We start from the raw sequence: 18,080 nt of genomic DNA, 5'->3' as shown, positions 1-18,080 counted from the left end.
ATCACTCCGCCGGGGTCATCCCTTTATCAAAATCCGGACTTGAGGAGGGAACACATTGAGGCAGGAGAGGATCAGACGTTTGATTTCCGCTGGTTTACTGGCATTGCTCATCTTGATTTTCAGTTTGACCAGCGAATATTTTTTAACACCCAATAATATTTTTACATTTCTGAGGGATGCCTCTGTGACAGGTATCATAGCCGTAGGGGTGACCTTTGTCATCATCACTGCCGGCATTGATTTGTCCACGGGAGCCCTGGTTGCGGTAGTTTGTATGATAGCGGCTAATATCTTGTACTATCTGCCTCAGGTGCCGGTTTGGGCAATCTGTATATTATGTATTATTCTGGGCGCTGCGGGCGGTTACTTTAACGGAAATGTGGTGACCCGTCTGAAACTGCCGGATTTTATCGCCACCTTGGCAGGGCAGGGGATTTTCAGAGGGCTCGCCATGCTCTTTGCCATCCGGGAAGCCGGAAGAATCAGCAATAAGGTGATTAAAAATGACAGTTTTACCCTGCTCAGCGGGCATATTAACGGGCTGTACCTGGTGACCATGGTATTTTTCCTCATGGTGATTATCGGGCAGCTGATTCTGAAAAAGACAAAGCTGGGCGTCTATACTTATGCGGCCGGAGCCAACCGGAAGTCGGCGGACCTGTCCGGTATCGATACGGGCAGAATTAAGAGGATTGCCTTTGTTTTCTCCGGAATCTGCTGCGGGATTGCGGCTATTTTCCTTTTGGCCCGTACAGGAGCGGCTACGGTGGAACTGGGAACCGGATTGGAATTTGATGTCATTGCCGCGGTGGTTGTAGGCGGCTGCGCCTTCAGCGGAGGCAGGGGCGATGTGATCGGAAGTATGCTGGGAGCCCTGTTCATGGCAGTGCTGACCAACGGCATATATAAGTATCATTTGGGAAGTGAATACCAGGTTATTATCAAAGGTGCGGTTATTATCATTATGGTACTCTTTGATTCTGTTTACCAGAGATACATGGAGAATAAGACATTGAGCTCGGGAAAACGGGCGGAACTGGAAAAGGGGGCACAAGCATGAAAGACGACATTTTGTTATATGCCCATAATATAGAAAAAGAATTTTCCGGTGTCAAGGTTTTGAAAAAAGTGGACTTAGAAGTGCGAAAAGGCGAAGTCCACGCGCTGATGGGAGAAAATGGAGCGGGAAAATCAACCCTGATCAAGATCATCATGGGCGTTTATCCGAAAGACGGAGGAGAGATTTATTTTCAGGGAAAAAAAGTGGAGATCAACAGCCGGTCGGATGCCCAGAAACTGGGGCTTTCGGTTATTTACCAGGAATTGAGCCTGATTCCCACGCTGACGGTCATGCAGAATATCCTGCTGGGCCAGGAGATGGGAAAATTCGGATTCCTGGATAACAAGGCGATGAGAAAACGGACCCAGGAGCTGATGGAACGGTTCCATTTGAAACTGGATCTGGATGCGGTGGCGGAAACTTTAAGCATTGCCCAGAGACAGACGGTGGAAATCTTAAAGGCGCTGACCGTGGACGCTCCGCTGATCGTCATGGATGAACCCACGGCTTCCCTGAGCGCTTCTGAATCGGAAAGCCTTTTTGATATCATCCGGAACCTGAGAGAGAAAGGGGTTGGAATCCTCTACATCACCCACCGTCTGGAGGAAGTTTATATGCTGGCCGACCGGCTCACCGTATTGAGAGACGGCATGAACGCAGGCGTGGTGGAGAAAAAGGATATCAATCCGGCGGATACGATCCGGATGATGATAGGAAAAGAGTTAAAGGATACGGGCAGCAGTTCCGTTATGAAGCAGTCGGATAAACCGGTGATGCTGAGTGTGAAAAAACTGTGCCGGAAAGGGGTGTTTAAAGACATTTCCTTTGATGTGCACCAGGGAGAAATCCTTGGAATCGGCGGCCTGGTGGGTTCCGGGCGAACCGAGGTGCTGCGCTGCATTTATGGAGTGGATAAGTATGACAGCGGGGAGATCGTCTTTGAAGGAAAGAAGGTCCCCTCAAGCGTTAAGAAAAATATCCGGAATGGCTTTGGGCTGGTGCCGGAGGACCGGAGAACCCAGGGATTCGTGCCGCTTTTAAGCATCCGGAAAAATGTAGCCCTCACCAATTACGACCAGCTGAAAAAGGGCATGGGATTCATCCGGCTTTCGGGAGAAGAAGCTATGTGCCGGGACGCCATCAAACGTCTGGACATACGGCCGGATAACCCGGATCTCCAGGTGGGCAATTTGTCCGGCGGAAACCAACAGAAAGTGGTGGTTGGAAAATGGCTGATGCGGGATCTGAAAGTGCTGATGGTGGATGAGCCCACAGCCGGAATCGATGTGGGCGTAAAAGAGGAAATTTACAACATACTGGAGGACCTGGCTTCCAGGGGAGTTGTGGTGATCGTGGTATCTTCCGATCTTCAGGAACTGATCCGGGTATCCCACAGGATTCTGGTTTTCCGCCAGGGGCGTATTTTTAAAGAGTTTAACAGCGGTCCGGTGACACAAGAGGATGTGCTGGCAGCAGCTTCCGGTCTGGAACAGGAAGAGGAGGTGGCAGGAGATGAATAAACAGGGCATTGGAAAACAGATTTCCAGATTTCAGAAACCATTGATCCTTCTGGTGGTTATGGTCATTATGACCATTCTTCAGCCAAAGGTATTTCCGACCTGGAATAATATGCTGAGCATTCTCTATGCGATTTCCATTTACGGCGTGATGATATGCGGCATGATTTTTACCGTGCTGCTTGGCGGCATCGATTTGTCCGTGGGCCCGGTGGCGGCTCTCAGCGGAGCGGTGGCCGTGGTGGTGATGAACTCCATGGGGAAGACTTCCGGTGCGGCCTTGATCGGAATTTTACTGGGGCTTTTGGCTGGCATTTGTGTGGGAATGGTAAATGGAATGATCATTTCAGGATTTTCCGTACCTGCATTTTTAATCACCCTGTCCGCCCAGAACATTGTTAACGGTCTGGCTCAGATCACTACGGGGAATAACACCATAGCTGCCATGGAACCTAAGCTGTTCACTGTGATCGGAAGCGGGCGTGTGTTTGGAATCCCCATCCCCATATTCATTATGGCAGGCATGATGCTGATCACTTACATTGTGCTCAATAAAACCGTCTTCGGACAGTATGTGTATGCGGTGGGCGGCAACGGGGACGCGTCTGAACTCTCCGGCATTTCTAAGAAAAAGATAACGGTTGTCTGCTACATCATTTCCAGCTTTACGGCTGCCATGGCCGGAATTGTGCTGGCTTCCATGAACCAGCAGGCCATCGCCAAGGCGGCTTCGGGATATGAAAATGATGTGCTCACCGCCATTGTAGTGGGCGGAACCAGCCTGATGGGCGGAGAAGGATCGATTCAGGGCGCATTATTCGGCGCTATGCTGGTAGGTCTTCTCAACAACGGAATGCGTCTTATGGGAGTGCCTTCCACCTATCACACTCTGGTCAAGGGCGTGATCATTATCTGTGCCGTAGCGGTTGACGTATATTCGAAGAACAAGGGAAATGGCCTTCAGAGGTCATGGTTTAACAGGAAGAGAGAGGTGAAAGCATGAAATTATTCGATGCACATGCTCATGTGGTAGAGCGGCTGGCCGGTTACGGGGCAAGAGGAGAACTGAGGGCCATAGGAGGCGGAAAAGCCCGCTGGGCCAACGGGGATGAGATCACCATGTTCCCGGAAGAACTGGGGGATAAGAATGTGACCGGGGAAGCTCTGAAAGCTTTTCTGGACCGGGAAGGCGTGGAAAAGGCCGTATTGCTCCAGGGCGGATTTTATGGTTTCCAGAATGACTATACTCTGGAGGCGGCAAAAATGTATCCGGATACATTTATACCCGCATGTACCGTCGATCCCTTCTGTCTGGAAGCCGTGCCGATTCTGGAACGGTTTCTGGATGCCGGAGTGAGGGTCCTTAAATTTGAAGTCAGCACAGGTCCTGGCCTGATGAGCTACCATGAGCCATTTGATCTGGCCGGAGAACGGCTGTCCGGACTGATTCAGATGGCGGCGGACCGGGGATGCGTGCTCACCCTGGATTTGGGAAGTCCGGGGATGGCCAGCTTCCAGCCGGCAGCGGCAGCAGAGATTGCCAAGCGCCATCCGTCCATGAAGATTGTGATCTGCCATCTGCTTGCGCCGACCCTTAAAGACGGGGATGCGCTGGAAGAAGGGCTTCATATTCTGAAGAAAGAAAATATATGGTTTGATATTTCAGCCCTGCCCTGGAATGTTTATCCGGAAGAGTATCCTTATCCTACCGCAGTCCGGTATTTAAAAACAGCCAAAGAAATTGTGGGGGCCAAAAAACTGATATGGGGCAGTGATGTGCCGTGTCCGCTGACCAGGGACACCTATCAGCATTTGTATGACTATTTCCAGGATTCCGGGGTATTTACGCCGGAGGAATTGGAAGATATCTATTATAACAACGGAATGGAAGTCTATTGGAAATAACCGGCAGGAGTACATGCAAAGAACGGACCCGCAGGCATCAGGAGAGGAATTGGGATTAATGGCAAAGGAAACCCTTAAAGATAAAGCCTATCAGATAATAAAAGAGAAGATCATTACATGCCAGTACTGGCCGGGGACGCTGATCAATGAGACGGAACTGGTGAAGGAAGTGGATTCCAGCCATACTCCTATCCGGGAAGCCCTCAGCAGGCTGGAGCAGGAAAATCTGGTTAAAATCATGCCCAAGAAGGGAATTTGGGTGACGGATGTACAGATGAGGGATGTGAGAGATGTATATGAGGTACGGGAGTTGATTGAACCCCATATCATCAGGCGCTGGGCGTCCAACATTCCCAAAGATGAATTGAGGGCATACCTGCAGTGCTGCGAAAAGGCGCTGGAAAATGCAGGCGATGAAATGAAGAAAATAGAGCTGGACGACAAACTGCACGATATGATCCTGGCCAGCTGCAGCAATGCCCATCTGTGCAGGACCATGAGGCAGCTTCAGGATCAGACCAGGCGGATGCGCATCATGACCGGAGACAGGAATTCCCGTCTGAAATACAGCATCGCCGAGCACATAGAAATCACAAAGCTGATTTTGGAAGATGATTACGAAGAAGCGGCCCAGTCCATGATTTATCATCTGAAGCAGGGAAAGCAGAGCTCTTTTGATCTTTTGATGGGAAAAGGGATGTAACGTAACAGTTCAGACAGGTCTGAACTGTTACGATGTAACTGCATTTTGAAACGGCAGAAGGAGTAAGGCAAAAACCGGCTGGAATTGAAGAAGGGAACCGCTCTCTATTGAGAAAATTTCCTTAATTCAATTCCGGCTGATTTTTTGCCTGCCTTTTTCTGTATTCGGAAGGCGTGCACCCCATGATCTCACGAAATGATTTGGCAAAGTAACTGGTTTCCTGAAATCCGCATTCCAGGCAGATGTCCTGGATTTTTTTATTTGCCCCAGTCAGCAGTTCCACAGCTTTTTGTATCCGGTACTGTTTCAAATACTGGATCGGGGTGGTTCCGATTGTGTTGTGGAAACACCTGAGACATTCGCTGGGGCTGACGGACACGCTTCGGGCAATCAGGTTGGTGTTCAGCTCCTCCTGGTAGTGGAGATGAATAAATTCGAGCATGTTTTTAATGCGGACGCTTTCCCGCAGCTCCTTTTCCGAAGGCTGGATCAGACGGGATGGGCGGCGGCTTCCCAGCCGGTAGAGGAATTTGGACAGTTGGGAACGCACCTCCAGTTCATACCCATCCGGCTCATTGACGCAGAGATCCCATACCTGTCCGATGGTATTGAGAAATGTCTTCTGCTCATCGGTATCGTCACCGAAGACGAAGAAGGAGAGGGCGGAATCCGATGCCAGAGGCTGTACATATTTCTGCCAGATAATGCTGTCCGGATTGCCGCCGGGAAGCCGGGGATGAAAGACGATGGAGTGCAGGCGGCAGACAGAAGAACCGTCATTCCAGGCGCTGTGCAGGACATTTGCATTGATAAAAAAGCCGTTTCCCGCTTTCACCGTATGTTTTTGGGAGCCGGCGGCCACAACCGCCGCGCCTTCCATGACAATGGCAGCCTCAAATTCCTCGTGCCAATGCCAGGGGACGCTTTCCAACAGCAGGTCGTCGTCATATACGGCGATGGGAAATAGAGCAGTTCCGTGACTTATGAGTTCCTTTCCATCCGCTCCGGTTGCGGATGTGCATGGTGAAATAGCCATAAAATACCTCTCTTTGGATGTTTTACTGCATAAATCTGGTGGTTTTCTCCTGTTGTATCTTTAAATCTGGTGGTATAATTCTACCCTGAACGGAGGTAAAATACAAGATGTTTCAACTGTTGTTAGCGATTATTTATCTGTCATTTATCAGTTTAGGGCTTCCCGATTCCCTGCTGGGTTCTGCATGGCCTTCCATGTATGGGAATATGGGGGTGCCGGTGTCCTATGCCGGAATCATTTCCATGATCATAGCCATGGGAACCGTGGTGTCCAGCCTTCAGAGCGACCGTTTGACGAAGAAGATGGGAACCGGAAAGGTTACGGCGTTCAGCGTGCTGATGACAGCCATCGCGTTATATGGGTTTTCAATCAGCGATTCCTTCTGGCAGCTCTGCCTGTGGGCGGTTCCTTATGGGTTAGGGGCCGGGAGCGTGGATGCCTCTCTCAACAATTTTGTGGCCCTTCATTATGAGAGCTGTCATATGAGCTGGCTTCACTGCATGTGGGGAGTTGGCGCTTCCTCGGGGCCTTATATCATGGGATACGCCCTGAGCGGAGGGCAGAGCTGGAATATGGGATACCGGTATATCGCTGTTCTCCAGGTGGTTTTGACCGCATTTCTTTTTCTCAGCCTTCCATTGTGGAAGAAGCAGGGAGACGGTTCGGTAGAACGGCCGGAAGACGGAAAAACGGCAGAGCCGCTGAAATTACCGGAAATACTGAGGATTCCTGGCGCAAAGTCGGTGATGACCGCATTTTTCTGCTACAGTGCGCTGGAACAGACTACGGGTTTATGGGCCAGCAGCTATCTGGTAATGCAGACCGGCATGAATGCGGATACCGCAGCAGCATGCGCGGGCCTGTTTTTCTTAGGAATTACGGTCGGCAGGGCGGTCAGCGGTTTTTTAACAATCCAGTTAAACGATACCAATATGATCCGCCTGGGTCAGATCATCATTTTGACGGGAATTTTGGCCGTACTGGCTCCATTTGGAACCAGGATGGCCATGGTGGGGCTGATTCTGATCGGGCTTGGATGTGCGCCTATCTATCCCTGTGTGATTCATTCAACCCCGGCCCATTTCGGCGCGGATAAATCGCAGGCGGTTATCGGGGTTCAGATGGCCTGCGCTTATGTGGGCACCTGTGTGATGCCGCCCTTATTCGGCCTGATAGCAAATCATATCAGCCCGGCGCTTTTCCCTGTTTATCTGCTGGTGATTTTAATTCTGATGGTATTGATGCATGAGAACCTGGTCAGGGTTCATAAAGATGTAGGTAGAAAATGATATGAACGTAGTCTGAGCCTGGGTGTGGAAAATGATCGCGGTTCGCAGCTTACCCGGTATCTCAATCAAGCCGGACGTGTCAGCAGAGACTGTAAACTGCAGTAACAGTCCAGACCTGTCTGAACTGTTACAGGCGGTAATGGAAAATACTGCCGAAAATCAGAAAAAGCTTGACTGTGAACCTGATTTACACCTTATACTGTAAGTGTAAACAGGAGGAAAAACCTATGACGATCAAAGAAGTGGAAGAAAAAACAGGTCTGGCGCGTTCGAATATCCGGTTTTATGAAAAAGAGAAACTGATTGAGCCGGAACGGAACAAGACCAACGGATACCGCGAGTATTCCGAAAAAGATGTGAGTGACATAAAGAAGATCGCTTATCTGCGGACGCTGGATATTCCGGTTGAAGAGATCAGGAAAATAAAGACGGAGGAAATTTCCCTTCATCAGGTACTTAAAAATCAGGAACAGAAGCTGGAAACCCAGATTAGCGATTTGCAGAACGCGAAGGCATTGTGCAGCAGGATGTTAAAAGAGGATGAGATTCAATTCGAGACCCTGAATGTGGACCGGTATGTAAAGGACCTGCATGATTACTGGCAGGATAACCGGAAGGTGTTCAAGCTGGATGCGGTGGGATTCTTTTATTTATGGGGTGGAACTGCCGTGTGGGCAGGTTTAACGGTTCTGTGTCTGCTGGCCGCAGTTCTGTCCTATCCTTATCTTCCCGATAAAATACCGATCCAGTGGAACAAAGGGGAGATCAGCTCCTTGGCCGGCAGATGGTTTATTCTGGTGTATCCCGCTGCCTGCGTGGCTTTGAGGTATTTATTTAAATCGGTGATCTGGAGATGGCTCTGGGTGAGAGGCGTTTTCAGTGAAAGCATTGCTGACTATATCATCAATTTTTTCTGTGTTACCATATTGTCGGTGGAATGTTTTACTGTGCTGTATATGTTCGGAGCCGCCAGGCATGTGACAACGGTGCTTGCCGTTGACGGGGTTCTGTTCATGGGGCTGTTATGGCTGGGGTGGAATAAGAGTTCGGTGAAAAAAGAATAATGAGAACATTCCCGGATCGATGGAAGCTTCCGCGGACCTGATAATTCCATATCAAGTACGCGGAAGCTTCCATTTTTTTAGGAGGCAGTATTCTTTCTCTTTTCAGATTTTTTCATCACCAGATTATAATTGGAATCATAATAAAGTCCCAAATCCCTGCCTTCATTAATTTTCATGGCAGTTCTCCTTTACGATTTATTTTATTCCAGTATAAACGTATACGCAGCGTACATGTCAAGAGAATCGTTGTAAAAAAGCAGAAACTGTAAATAGTAACGGAATTGTTTCACAAGGCGAGAAAACTCTTCTTATAAGTGATAGTAAAAACCGCCGTATCTGTTATGATATTACCAGAGCATGTTGGAAAATTTACAGGAGGATTTATATGGAGAAGATAAACGTTAGGATTGGGGATTTGAGAAGGAGGAAGGGGATCAGCCAGCAGAAACTGGCGGACGCCATGGGAGTGTCGTTTCAAACGGTGAGCAAATGGGAAAATAAGATAACCATGCCCGACATCATGCTTCTTCCGGAATTAGCAGGGTATTTTTCCATATCGGTGGATCAGCTTCTGGGCTTGAAACCTCTGCCTGATGAAGAGTATCTGCCGGTGGAGTCGGATAAAAGCAGATACTGGAATGACAAGAAAGATTATCTGGCCCGAAGCAGGAAATACCGGTGGAATGACGATTATCTGGCATTTTTGGTGAACCAGGTGTGGGGAATCGATGGACCTGTTTCCGTTCTGGACTGCGGCTGCGGGGATGGATCTTTTTGTAAACGCCTGATGGGACTTCTGCCCAAGGGAAGCAGTTATACAGGGATTGATTTCAATGAATTCTTGATTGAAGAAGGCCGGAAAAGCCATGAAGAAGTTCCGGACAGGGTGAAATTTATCTGTGGGGACGTGCTGGAATATGAAAGTTCCGTAAAATACGATATTGTGCTGGAGCGTTCGGTTATGCGGCATTTAAACCAGCCGGAAGAATTTCTTAATAAAATGATCTCTCTGTGCAGAAAAGGCGGCCTGGTTATCACCATGAATGTAAACCGGGAACTGGAATGCGACGGTTTATATATTGAAGGTATGGAGTATGAAACGCTCTGCGAAAGACCGGGATTCCGCAAAATGTGGAAAAATGAACATGAAAAACAGGGCAGGGATTACGCGGTCGCCATGAAGATTCCCGGTCTGATGAAAAAAGCCGGTCTGAGGGAGATTGGAACCCGTATGAATGATAAGGTGAATTTGATTTTTCCGGATATGGCTGGCTATGAACAGGTTTTGGAAGATTTTTTGGCAATCCACCAATGGGACCGGGATGTGGATGAAAAGAAGATCATGGAACGTTTTATGAATCACGGAATGGATTGGAACGAAGCCCAGAGCTACTGCCAGCGGCAGAGGGAAGTGAAAGAATACATAAATGGGAATAGAGAAAATATTTCTTGTGTGTTATTCAGCGGTATGATGATATCGTTTGGAAGAAAATAAAGAAAATATTATCTTGACTCTCACCCTGCGTCATAGGATAAATTAGTGTTTATCAAATACAGGAGGATTCCAATATGAAATCAGTAAAAGAAGTTTCCAATTTAACGGGGATCAGTGTGCGCACCCTTCACTATTATGACGAAATCGGGCTGTTAAAGCCCGCTTCATGGAGTGAGGCGGGATACCGGCTTTATGACGATAAAGCGTTGGAAACACTACAGCAGATTCTGTTTTTCAGAGAATTTGATATGCCGCTGAAAGAGATTAAAGTGATACTGGAAAACCCTGATTTTGATAAAAATACGATATTACGCAGTCAAAAGAAGATGCTGGAACTCAAAAAAGACCGTCTGGTCCGTTTGATCGACAGCATCGATGGGATTTTGAAAGGAGAGAACAAGATGAATTTCGAACTATTCAGCAGAAATGAAATTGAAGATTTATATGAATCGATGATTGGAAATATGAGCGGTGAGCGGCTTCAGGCCTTTGAAAAACAATATGGAACGCTGGAAGCGTTTAAGGAACATTTTATGGAGAATGCGGGGAGTTTAAAAGCGCAGCAGAATTTTAAAAAGGTGATGGAATGGTATGGAGATAAGAATGAGATGCTGGATGCCGTGAAATGCCCCAATAATTCTGAAATCATGCAGGCGTATCAAAACAGGATTTCTGCCATCTATCAAAAACTTGCCAATAAAATGGGCTGTGATGTAACTCTGTTTGAGGTAAAAGAAATCGTCGGTGAATACGATTTTATAGCAAAACAGCTCTACCAGATGAAGGATGTTTCCAAACTTTTACTGGAACTTGCAGACCGGTTTGAGAATGATTCTGTTATGTGTTCGGCGATGGACAATCGCTATGGACAAGGGGCGGCGGCTTATATTGGAAAGGCTGTAAGGGAATTCTACTCGAAATAGGCAGTGATATGGGATCCCCGCTGATGGTATTTTTTACCATTTTGATCCGGAAATAAAATTATGTGGGACATAGAGCCAAAAGTGTATTATAATGGTGAGAACGGCTGATTGTTATTGTCCGTGTCCATATACCGCAATGGGTATTGCGAGAACGGAGGTAACAACAGCATTTGATTTTGAAGGAGGAAATGTAAATGAGGCTGGTGATTGCAGCAGCTCCGTGCAAGGATTGAGGACATTGCATGGAGGAATGAATTTGTCCTCGGACTTGCACTTTGATGAATCTATTATAAAAATCAAGGGAGCAAGGATAAAATGGAAGAAAATAAAACAACAGAAAGACGGCTGAAAGAGAGAAAACTAAAAGGAAACAAACAAAAAGAAAACAAACAAAAAGGAAACAAATTAAAAGAGTGTAAGCTAAAAACATTTTTGGTGTTATGGAGTACACAATCCCTGTCCCAGTTGGGAAGTGCGATGACCAATTTTGCACTGACGCTGTGGCTGTATCAAAAGACGGGATCTGCGCTGCAGACGGCGTTATTGTCCATCTGCTCTTACGCGCCGTACGTGCTCATGAGCATTTTTGCGGGAGCGTTGAGTGACCGGTGGAACAAGAAGAAAATCATGCTCGTTAGTGACAGCTTTGCGGCGTGTTCCACGATTGCGGTGTTGATATTGCTAAAGACCGGTTTGCTGCGTCCGATACATCTGTATGTGCTGAATGCAGTCAGCGGCCTGATGAATACAATCCAACAGCCGGCCTCGGATGTGGCCATGACTCTGATCACACCAAAAGAACAGTACCAGAAGACCAGCGGGCTGCGTTCGCTTTCCCAGTCTGTTGTCACAGTTCTGCACCCCATGCTGGCCACGGCGTTGTTCGCTGCCGGGGGGATGGACACCGTTATTTTAGTGGATTTGACCACATTTGCAATCGCATTTTTGACATTGCTTTTCTTTGTGAAAATCCCTGGAATATGCGATGGACGTACGGAGAGAAAGAGCGCTTCTGAAAGCGAATCGCTTTTCAGCGCCGCCAAAGCAGGGCTTCTCTATTTGAGGAAGAATCCCATGATCCTGTATTTGATTTTCTTTTTGGCGGGTGTGAATTTGGTAGCGTCCGCGTTTGACGCGACCCTGCCTGCGTATGTCCTGCCAAGGGAAAACGGCGGGGAAGCGGTGCTGGGGCTTGTGACTTCCTGTGCGGGAATCGCAACCTTAATTGGAAGTTTGATTGTGACAGTGCTGCCGAAACCGAATAACAGGATTCGTGTGATCACGGGTACGATGTTGTTTTCATTGACAATAGAGAATTTTCTTTTGGCATTTACCAGAATCCCCGGGCTGTGGTGTATGGGCCAATTCTTCGGGTGGATGGTGGTGCCGGTTATGAACGCAAATCTGGATGTGATTTTAAGAACCACAATACCGGTGGATATGCAGGGACGGGTATATTCCTGCCGCAATACGCTGCAGTTTTTTACCATACCGGTTGGCTTTTTTCTGGGCGGACTGCTGGTGGACCAGGTGTTTGAACCCATCATGGCCCGGGTACAGGCTGCCTCCTGGTTAGCCGTTCTCTTCGGAAGCGGGAAGGGATCGGGGGCGGCCATAATGATGTTCGTGCTGGGTCTAAGCGGAGCAGTCATATGTATTGTATTTGCCCGGATTTTGAAAAAATATCAGTTCAGAGAAGAGTGAAATGCTGTTGTTCGCAGAACTGCATTTCTTTAATGGATTGGAAACGGCAGAGCCATTTTGGCTCTGCCGTTTCGTTGTGCCGGGGCTTATTATAATAGGGCAGAGAGCCCGCTGGGCCTCCATCCTCCGGGAAAAATCTCCCACAAACTGTGACGCACAGATGTCAGAAAGCAATTTTCTAACGCGCCTGGATAACGGCGGCTAATTCAATATATCCCCTGGTGCCGACCGGTTCCAACTGTATTCTGGGATTGGCCGGATCCCAGGAATAGCCGATTACGGACGGATCGTATCTGCTGATGGCATCCTGAACTTCATCAATTGCCTGGCAGTAATCCTCCTCCTCGAAGGGTTCTCCCTGGAACATCAGATATTTAGCCGCCGGAAGTTCAATGATGTCAAATCCTTCAGGGATCGGGCCGTCGTAATCAGTGGGGACTTCCACACCCTGTACATATTCAGACGTACCCGGTTTGATATATTGTTTTGGAAGCCAGAGGCATACCGGTTCCATGCTGATGGATTTGATGCTCAAAAGAAGCCCCCATACGTCACAGCCGACTTCCTGACAGTAGGTCCAGTAATCAGAAGCCTGGACCCCTCTTTTGATGATGGCTTTCCGTTTGGGTTTTTCGATAACCTGAATGAACACATTTCTAATATTTTCCATAACGTTCTCCTTTTCTAGTGCAGAATATTTGATTCCATAAGGGCGGAAGAGGTAAATGGGAACAGGCCGGCTGGCGTATTCTTTAGGATTGCAGCCAAATTCACGGAAAAATGCCCTCTGATAGCCGTCCACGCTTTTAAAACCGAACTCAAATGCCGTGTCTGCGATTTTGACGCGTTCATCCCGCAGCTTTAACGCGGATTTGGACAGCCGCAGCCTTCTGATATAATCGGCCGGGGTCATGTTCAGCCATTGGATAAACAAGCGGTAGGAATACCACGGAGAATAGAGGGATGCCTTTGCCAAATCGGCAAGGGCGATATTTTCCTGTAAATGTTTTTCTATATAATCCTGCATTCTTTGTACTGCCTCAATCTGTTCTCTCATGATTGCCTCCTCGTCTTATGCTGTTAATATAAGTGAAAATGAAAAATGTTTCTCGATATTTTTTGCTGAGAGTTCCGGGAAGTTTATTCTATGTTTTTATTGATCATTTAATTTCAACTGGTTATTTATTTTTTAAAATAGGCGCCAGAGGTGTGTTTGTAGATGCATCCCATTACTGTAAGGCAGTTTTCATTAACATGTCAAGGCATTTTATGCCGCTTTGATTAGTGTTTGCTGCTGTTCACGCCCCCGTGCGGGCCTGGCCAGACAGACATGCCGGCGGCGGAGGCAATAAAGAGGAACTTGTATTTGGCTTCATTTTAATTTGCTGTGATGACTTGTAACAGACAATTTGTAACGGCCTCCTTTTGTATGCGGTAATCCCTGTTGCTTCTGAGCTTTGCAAGCTTGAGAATACAGGTAAATCCACGAGATTACAAATGCGAGGGGGCATTACATATTGGCTGTTACGATGATTTTGCAGTGATCGCCGTGGATAGTAAAAATACGGTTGACAGTAATCTATTTTAGTGTAATAATTAAACTAATGGTTTAATTAAAGGAAAATGGAAGATTAAGTGCAAAAAAATAATTCTGATAGCTTAATTTACCCCAGATTTGTGACTGAGCCACAAATTTGAATCGCAGATGAGAAATTAATGTTCTCAGCGTGTGCTTGTGCAGCGCAGTAATCGTGCAGCGCAGTAATCGTGCAGCGCAGTAACCGTGCAGCGTAGCAACTGTGTAGCGCAGTAACCGTGCAGCGCAGTAATCGTGCAGCGTAGCAACTGTGTAGCACAATAATCGTGCAATGTAGTAATCGTGTAGTGCAATAATCGTGCGATGTAGTGTTCATGCAACGTAATATTTGCACAGCGCAAGATTTACACTACATAATATTTATGCTGCTCAACATTTGCGCTACATAATATTTACGCAGAAACGCTCCGGAATGGAGGATTAACATGGCTAGGAGAAAACAGGAACCGGCTTTGGCACACCGGGGTTATATGATGGCTGCAGCCAAAAAATTGTTTGAACAGAAGGGAATTGAACGGACGACAATGGATGAAATTGCTGCGGCGGCAGGGTACAGCAAAGCCACTTTGTACGTTTATTTTGAGAATAAGGATGAAATCATAGGATGTATGATTCTGGAAAGCATGTCCGTGTTGTGCGGACGCCTGCGTGCGGCGGCAGGAACTGATACAGGTGTGATTCAGCGGTATTTTGATATCTGCCACGCTCTTGCGGGATTCAGGGAAGAGTTTCCGATGCAGTTTGACCTGATCCTTCAAAGGATCAGGATTGATGTGGAAAAAGAGGGCACGCCGCAGGTATTTGCGGAAATTTTTGAAATGGGAGAACAGTTAAACCGGGTGATAGGCGGTTTTTTGGAAGAGGGGATGGCTCTGGGGCAGTTCGACAGAGATTTGAAGATTCCTGAGACAGTATTCATCCTCTGGTCCGGTCTTTCGGGCATTATTCAGATGGCGGATCAGAAAAAAGAGTATATTGAAACCGTATTAGGATGCGGGAAACAGGAATTTTTGGAATATGGGTTTACGCTCATGCTCCGGCCCTTATGGGCGAAAGGGGAAAGTAACGGCTGGCGAAGTGATGGAATATTAAAGAAAGATTAAAAGTGGAAAACAATAGAAAGTAAATAGAGAGTAAAATAATAGAAAGCAAAAAAATTAGAGAGTAAAGTAATAGAAAGCAAATAATAATGGAGAGCAGAAAAATGATGGAAAATAAAAAAATGCTGGCGCTTCTCGGAAGTCCCAGAGTTCATGGAAACATAGCTTCCATGCTGTCTTGTGCTGTCACAGAGGCAGAGCGCCTGGGATACCAGGTAAATGTGGTAAATCTTTACGAAAAGAAGATCGGTTACTGCCGCGGATGCATGGGATGCAAACAATCCGGGATCTGTGTAATTGACGATGATCTGGGGGAAATACGCACGATGCTGAAGGAATGTGATGCAGTTGTGCTGGCGGCTCCGGTCTATTTCGCCAACGTGCCGGGGATTGTAAAAAATATGTTCGACCGGTTGGTGGGCGCTGTGATGGATGATAACGACAGTCCGGTTCCTAAGCCCAGACTGTCGAAGAACCAGACATATTATCTGCTGACGGCCTGCAATACGCCGTTTCCATTTTCCGTCTTAGGCGGACAAAGTACCGGAGCGGTCCGGGCCATGAAGGAATTTTTCCACATATCCGGTATGCGTTACGGAGGGGCGGCAGTATTTGCGGGAACCAGGAAGAAAAATGGAATCAGCAAGAAAATGGAGAGAAAAATTGCAGGAATGATAAAGAGGGGCTCCTGACATCAGGTTTCTCCTAAAAAATGCAGCAGTTCAGGACGGGGGATCTTCTTGACCGAAAAGGCCGTCCTGAACTATTACAGGAAATAATAATATCATACAAGATATTTAAAAGCCATTCTGGTACAATAGCTGAAAAGGAAAGGACAGGAGGAAGAAATTATGCTGCCGGAACAGGAACAGCGCCACGTTTATTATGACAGCGATTTACAGATTGAAGCATATAACCTGACAGGGATTGTACAGAAATTTCCCAATCATTTTCATAAATATTATGTAATCGGATTTGTGGAGGGGGGCAGAAGGCACCTGTGGTGTATGAATGAAGAATACGATACGTCTGCGGGAGACCTGATTTTGTTTAACCCCATGGACTGCCATTTTTGCGCGCCTGTCAATGGAGAAATTCTGGATTACCGGGCGGTCAATATCGATGAAGATATAATGAAAAAAGCGGTGAAAGAGCTGACGGGCAGAGAATTTCTGCCTCATTTTACAAGCCATGTGGTTTATCAAAGCGATATCACGGCGGCTCTTGACAGCCTGTACTGCGGCATCGTGGAACATGCGCCTAAACTTTCAAAAGAAGAGGCATTTTACTTTTTGCTGGAGCAGGTGTTGAGAGAGCACTGTGAGCCCCTGGAGCGGGAGGCAGAACCGGAAAAAGAGGATAAGGTATCTTTGGTATGCCGCTATTTGGAAGATCATTTTGATGAGAATATCGCATTGGATGATTTAGCGCAGCTGGCCCAAATCAGCAAATCCCACCTTCTTCTGCTGTTTACGAAGAAAGCAGGGGTATCTCCTTACCGTTATCTGCAGTCCTTTAGGATCGAGAAGACCAAGCGCCTGCTGGAACAGGGAGTGCCGTTGGCGGATGCGGCTTTTATAGCGGGATTTACCGACCAGAGCCATTTTACACGGTTTTTTAAAGAGTTTATCGGGCTGACACCCAAACAGTATCAAAAAATATTTAAGGAAAAGGCGGAACCGGAAGAGGGTTTTGCTTCGGAGGCGGATCGAAATGGAATCTAATAAAAATGTGGCCGGACATATTGCGGCGTCGTTCACCATCTTCATATGGGGGACGACATTTATATCAACGAAAGTTTTGCTCAGGGTATTTGATCCGGTGGAAATCCTTTTTATACGTTTTGTGATCGGTTATTTCGCCTTATGGCTGGCGGCGCCGCGGTTTTTAAAGATCAGGGAAAAGGGGCAGGAATTCTATTTTATAGCGGCCGGGTTATGCGGCGTCACGCTGTATTTCCTGATGGAGAACTTTGCGCTGACATTTACCCTGGCGGCCAATGTGGGCGTCATTATCTCCATCGCTCCATTTTTTACCGCCTTATTTGACTGGTGGTTTTTAAAGGGAGAAAAACCGGGAATCAGGTTTGTTTTGGGATTTTTGATGGCCATGACGGGTATTTTTCTCATCAGTTTCAGGGGCGACCATTCCGTTTCCCTCAATCCTACAGGAGATATCCTGTCGGTAGGGGCTGCGGTTGTCTGGGCGGCTTACTCGATTTTGACAAAGAAAATCAGCGGATTCGGGTATGGAACGGTGCAGACGACCAGAAGGATCTTTTTCTATGGGATTCTGCTCATGATTCCGGCCCTCTTTTTCTTCGATTTCCGCCTGGGTCTGGAGCGGTTTACGGATATGAAAAATCTGCTCAATATCCTGTTTTTGGGATTCGGGGCCTCTGCCTTGTGTTTCGTGACCTGGAATTTTGCGGTGAAACGTCTGGGCAGCGTGAAAACCAGCGCCTATATCTATGCGGTTCCTGTCATTACGGTTGTCACTTCGGTGCTCATTTTAAATGAGAAGGTGACTTGGCCGGCGGTATTTGGAATTGGGCTTACGCTGGCTGGTCTGGTGATGTCAGAGGGGAGGTTTGAGCTTCGGCCTAAAAAGATAACCTGTGAGGGGGAGGCGGCTAATTGACGAGGTAACGCAGAAAAGCGGGGAGAGGCGGCGTCCGGTTTCCGGAT

Annotated in this window: 16 protein-coding genes; 14 read left to right on the top strand and 2 right to left on the bottom strand. The window is 47.3% G+C overall.

The features are described 5' to 3' along the window. The first annotated feature begins 55 nt into the window (after window positions 1-55). Genes GPL15_RS09060 through GPL15_RS09040 form a run of 5 tightly spaced genes read left to right on the top strand, consistent with a single transcriptional unit; the run spans window position 56 to window position 5,185 of the window. Complete coding sequence (locus GPL15_RS09060; protein WP_215698184.1) at window positions 56-1,060, top strand: ABC transporter permease; 1,005 nt, start codon at window positions 56-58, stop codon at window positions 1,058-1,060. After that, complete coding sequence (locus GPL15_RS09055) at window positions 1,057-2,580, top strand: sugar ABC transporter ATP-binding protein (RefSeq protein WP_215698182.1); 1,524 nt, start codon at window positions 1,057-1,059, stop codon at window positions 2,578-2,580. The genes GPL15_RS09060 and GPL15_RS09055 overlap by 4 nt, the downstream gene beginning before the upstream one ends. Then, window positions 2,573-3,580: an ABC transporter permease gene (locus tag GPL15_RS09050; RefSeq protein ID WP_215698181.1), complete on the top strand. Its 1,008-nt coding sequence runs from the start codon at window positions 2,573-2,575 to the stop codon at window positions 3,578-3,580. Before GPL15_RS09055 ends, GPL15_RS09050 begins: the two co-directional genes overlap by 8 nt. Continuing rightward, window positions 3,577-4,482: an amidohydrolase family protein gene (locus tag GPL15_RS09045; protein WP_215698179.1), complete on the top strand. Its 906-nt coding sequence runs from the start codon at window positions 3,577-3,579 to the stop codon at window positions 4,480-4,482. The genes GPL15_RS09050 and GPL15_RS09045 overlap by 4 nt, the downstream gene beginning before the upstream one ends. A 13-nt stretch (window positions 4,483-4,495) precedes the next feature. Continuing rightward, on the top strand, window positions 4,496-5,185 hold the full coding sequence (locus GPL15_RS09040) for a GntR family transcriptional regulator (RefSeq protein WP_215698177.1): 690 nt from the start codon (window positions 4,496-4,498) through the stop codon (window positions 5,183-5,185). 121 nt (window positions 5,186-5,306) lie between these two features. On the opposite strand, the gene GPL15_RS09035 is transcribed toward GPL15_RS09040, so the two are convergent. Then, window positions 5,307-6,221, bottom strand: a complete 915-nt coding sequence (locus tag GPL15_RS09035) for an AraC family transcriptional regulator (RefSeq protein ID WP_215698175.1) — start codon at window positions 6,219-6,221, stop codon at window positions 5,307-5,309. Window positions 6,222-6,328: 107 nt separating this feature from the next. Between GPL15_RS09035 and GPL15_RS09030 the strand changes: the two genes are divergently transcribed. The 5 genes from GPL15_RS09030 to GPL15_RS09010 all read left to right on the top strand — a co-directional run bounded on the left by GPL15_RS09030 (window position 6,329) and on the right by GPL15_RS09010 (window position 12,696). Next, a complete protein-coding gene (locus GPL15_RS09030; protein WP_215698173.1) occupies window positions 6,329-7,510 on the top strand; it encodes an MFS transporter in 1,182 nt (393 codons plus the stop codon). A gap of 227 nt (window positions 7,511-7,737) precedes the next feature. Continuing rightward, complete coding sequence (locus GPL15_RS09025; protein WP_215698171.1) at window positions 7,738-8,574, top strand: MerR family transcriptional regulator; 837 nt, start codon at window positions 7,738-7,740, stop codon at window positions 8,572-8,574. A gap of 385 nt (window positions 8,575-8,959) precedes the next feature. Continuing rightward, complete coding sequence (locus tag GPL15_RS09020; protein WP_215698169.1) at window positions 8,960-10,069, top strand: DNA (cytosine-5-)-methyltransferase; 1,110 nt, start codon at window positions 8,960-8,962, stop codon at window positions 10,067-10,069. A gap of 74 nt (window positions 10,070-10,143) precedes the next feature. Next, complete coding sequence (locus GPL15_RS09015; protein ID WP_215698166.1) at window positions 10,144-10,992, top strand: MerR family transcriptional regulator; 849 nt, start codon at window positions 10,144-10,146, stop codon at window positions 10,990-10,992. 315 nt (window positions 10,993-11,307) lie between these two features. Beyond that, window positions 11,308-12,696: an MFS transporter gene (locus GPL15_RS09010; RefSeq protein ID WP_215698164.1), complete on the top strand. Its 1,389-nt coding sequence runs from the start codon at window positions 11,308-11,310 to the stop codon at window positions 12,694-12,696. A gap of 178 nt (window positions 12,697-12,874) precedes the next feature. On the opposite strand, the gene GPL15_RS09005 is transcribed toward GPL15_RS09010, so the two are convergent. Beyond that, window positions 12,875-13,753, bottom strand: coding sequence for an AraC family transcriptional regulator (locus GPL15_RS09005; protein WP_215698162.1), 879 nt, complete (start codon window positions 13,751-13,753; stop codon window positions 12,875-12,877). Between the two features lie 965 nt (window positions 13,754-14,718). On the opposite strand from GPL15_RS09005, the gene GPL15_RS09000 reads away from it, so the two are divergent. From GPL15_RS09000 to GPL15_RS08985, 4 genes are all read left to right on the top strand, one after another. Further along, window positions 14,719-15,396 (top strand): TetR/AcrR family transcriptional regulator, encoded by a 678-nt coding sequence (locus GPL15_RS09000; protein WP_215698161.1) that lies wholly within the window; start codon window positions 14,719-14,721, stop codon window positions 15,394-15,396. Window positions 15,397-15,497: 101 nt separating this feature from the next. Then, on the top strand, window positions 15,498-16,085 hold the full coding sequence (locus GPL15_RS08995) for a flavodoxin family protein (protein ID WP_252198225.1): 588 nt from the start codon (window positions 15,498-15,500) through the stop codon (window positions 16,083-16,085). 159 nt (window positions 16,086-16,244) lie between these two features. Beyond that, window positions 16,245-17,117, top strand: a complete 873-nt coding sequence (locus GPL15_RS08990) for an AraC family transcriptional regulator (protein ID WP_215698159.1) — start codon at window positions 16,245-16,247, stop codon at window positions 17,115-17,117. Continuing rightward, entirely contained in the window at window positions 17,107-18,033 is a 927-nt protein-coding gene (locus GPL15_RS08985) for a DMT family transporter (protein WP_215698157.1), read from the top strand. Before GPL15_RS08990 ends, GPL15_RS08985 begins: the two co-directional genes overlap by 11 nt. Window positions 18,034-18,080 lie beyond the last annotated feature (47 nt).

The sequence above is a fragment of the Clostridium sp. MCC353 genome (assembly GCF_018785315.1).
Classification (GTDB): domain Bacteria; phylum Bacillota; class Clostridia; order Lachnospirales; family Lachnospiraceae; genus CHH4-2.
Note: the sequence above shows the minus strand (reverse complement) of the source record. Positions and strands in the feature narration are given on the sequence as shown.

Coding starts and splice junctions, on each gene's coding strand:
- GPL15_RS09055 (WP_215698182.1), top strand. CDS start 1,057: ATGAAAGACGACATTTTGTTATATGCCCATAATATAGAAAAAGAATTT.
- GPL15_RS09050 (WP_215698181.1), top strand. CDS start 2,573: ATGAATAAACAGGGCATTGGAAAACAGATTTCCAGATTTCAGAAACCA.
- GPL15_RS09045 (WP_215698179.1), top strand. CDS start 3,577: ATGAAATTATTCGATGCACATGCTCATGTGGTAGAGCGGCTGGCCGGT.
- GPL15_RS09040 (WP_215698177.1), top strand. CDS start 4,496: ATGCAAAGAACGGACCCGCAGGCATCAGGAGAGGAATTGGGATTAATG.
- GPL15_RS09035 (WP_215698175.1), bottom strand. CDS start 6,221: ATGGCTATTTCACCATGCACATCCGCAACCGGAGCGGATGGAAAGGAA.
- GPL15_RS09030 (WP_215698173.1), top strand. CDS start 6,329: ATGTTTCAACTGTTGTTAGCGATTATTTATCTGTCATTTATCAGTTTA.
- GPL15_RS09025 (WP_215698171.1), top strand. CDS start 7,738: ATGACGATCAAAGAAGTGGAAGAAAAAACAGGTCTGGCGCGTTCGAAT.
- GPL15_RS09020 (WP_215698169.1), top strand. CDS start 8,960: ATGGAGAAGATAAACGTTAGGATTGGGGATTTGAGAAGGAGGAAGGGG.
- GPL15_RS09015 (WP_215698166.1), top strand. CDS start 10,144: ATGAAATCAGTAAAAGAAGTTTCCAATTTAACGGGGATCAGTGTGCGC.
- GPL15_RS09010 (WP_215698164.1), top strand. CDS start 11,308: ATGGAAGAAAATAAAACAACAGAAAGACGGCTGAAAGAGAGAAAACTA.
- GPL15_RS09005 (WP_215698162.1), bottom strand. CDS start 13,753: ATGAGAGAACAGATTGAGGCAGTACAAAGAATGCAGGATTATATAGAA.
- GPL15_RS09000 (WP_215698161.1), top strand. CDS start 14,719: ATGGCTAGGAGAAAACAGGAACCGGCTTTGGCACACCGGGGTTATATG.
- GPL15_RS08995 (WP_252198225.1), top strand. CDS start 15,498: ATGATGGAAAATAAAAAAATGCTGGCGCTTCTCGGAAGTCCCAGAGTT.
- GPL15_RS08990 (WP_215698159.1), top strand. CDS start 16,245: ATGCTGCCGGAACAGGAACAGCGCCACGTTTATTATGACAGCGATTTA.
- GPL15_RS08985 (WP_215698157.1), top strand. CDS start 17,107: ATGGAATCTAATAAAAATGTGGCCGGACATATTGCGGCGTCGTTCACC.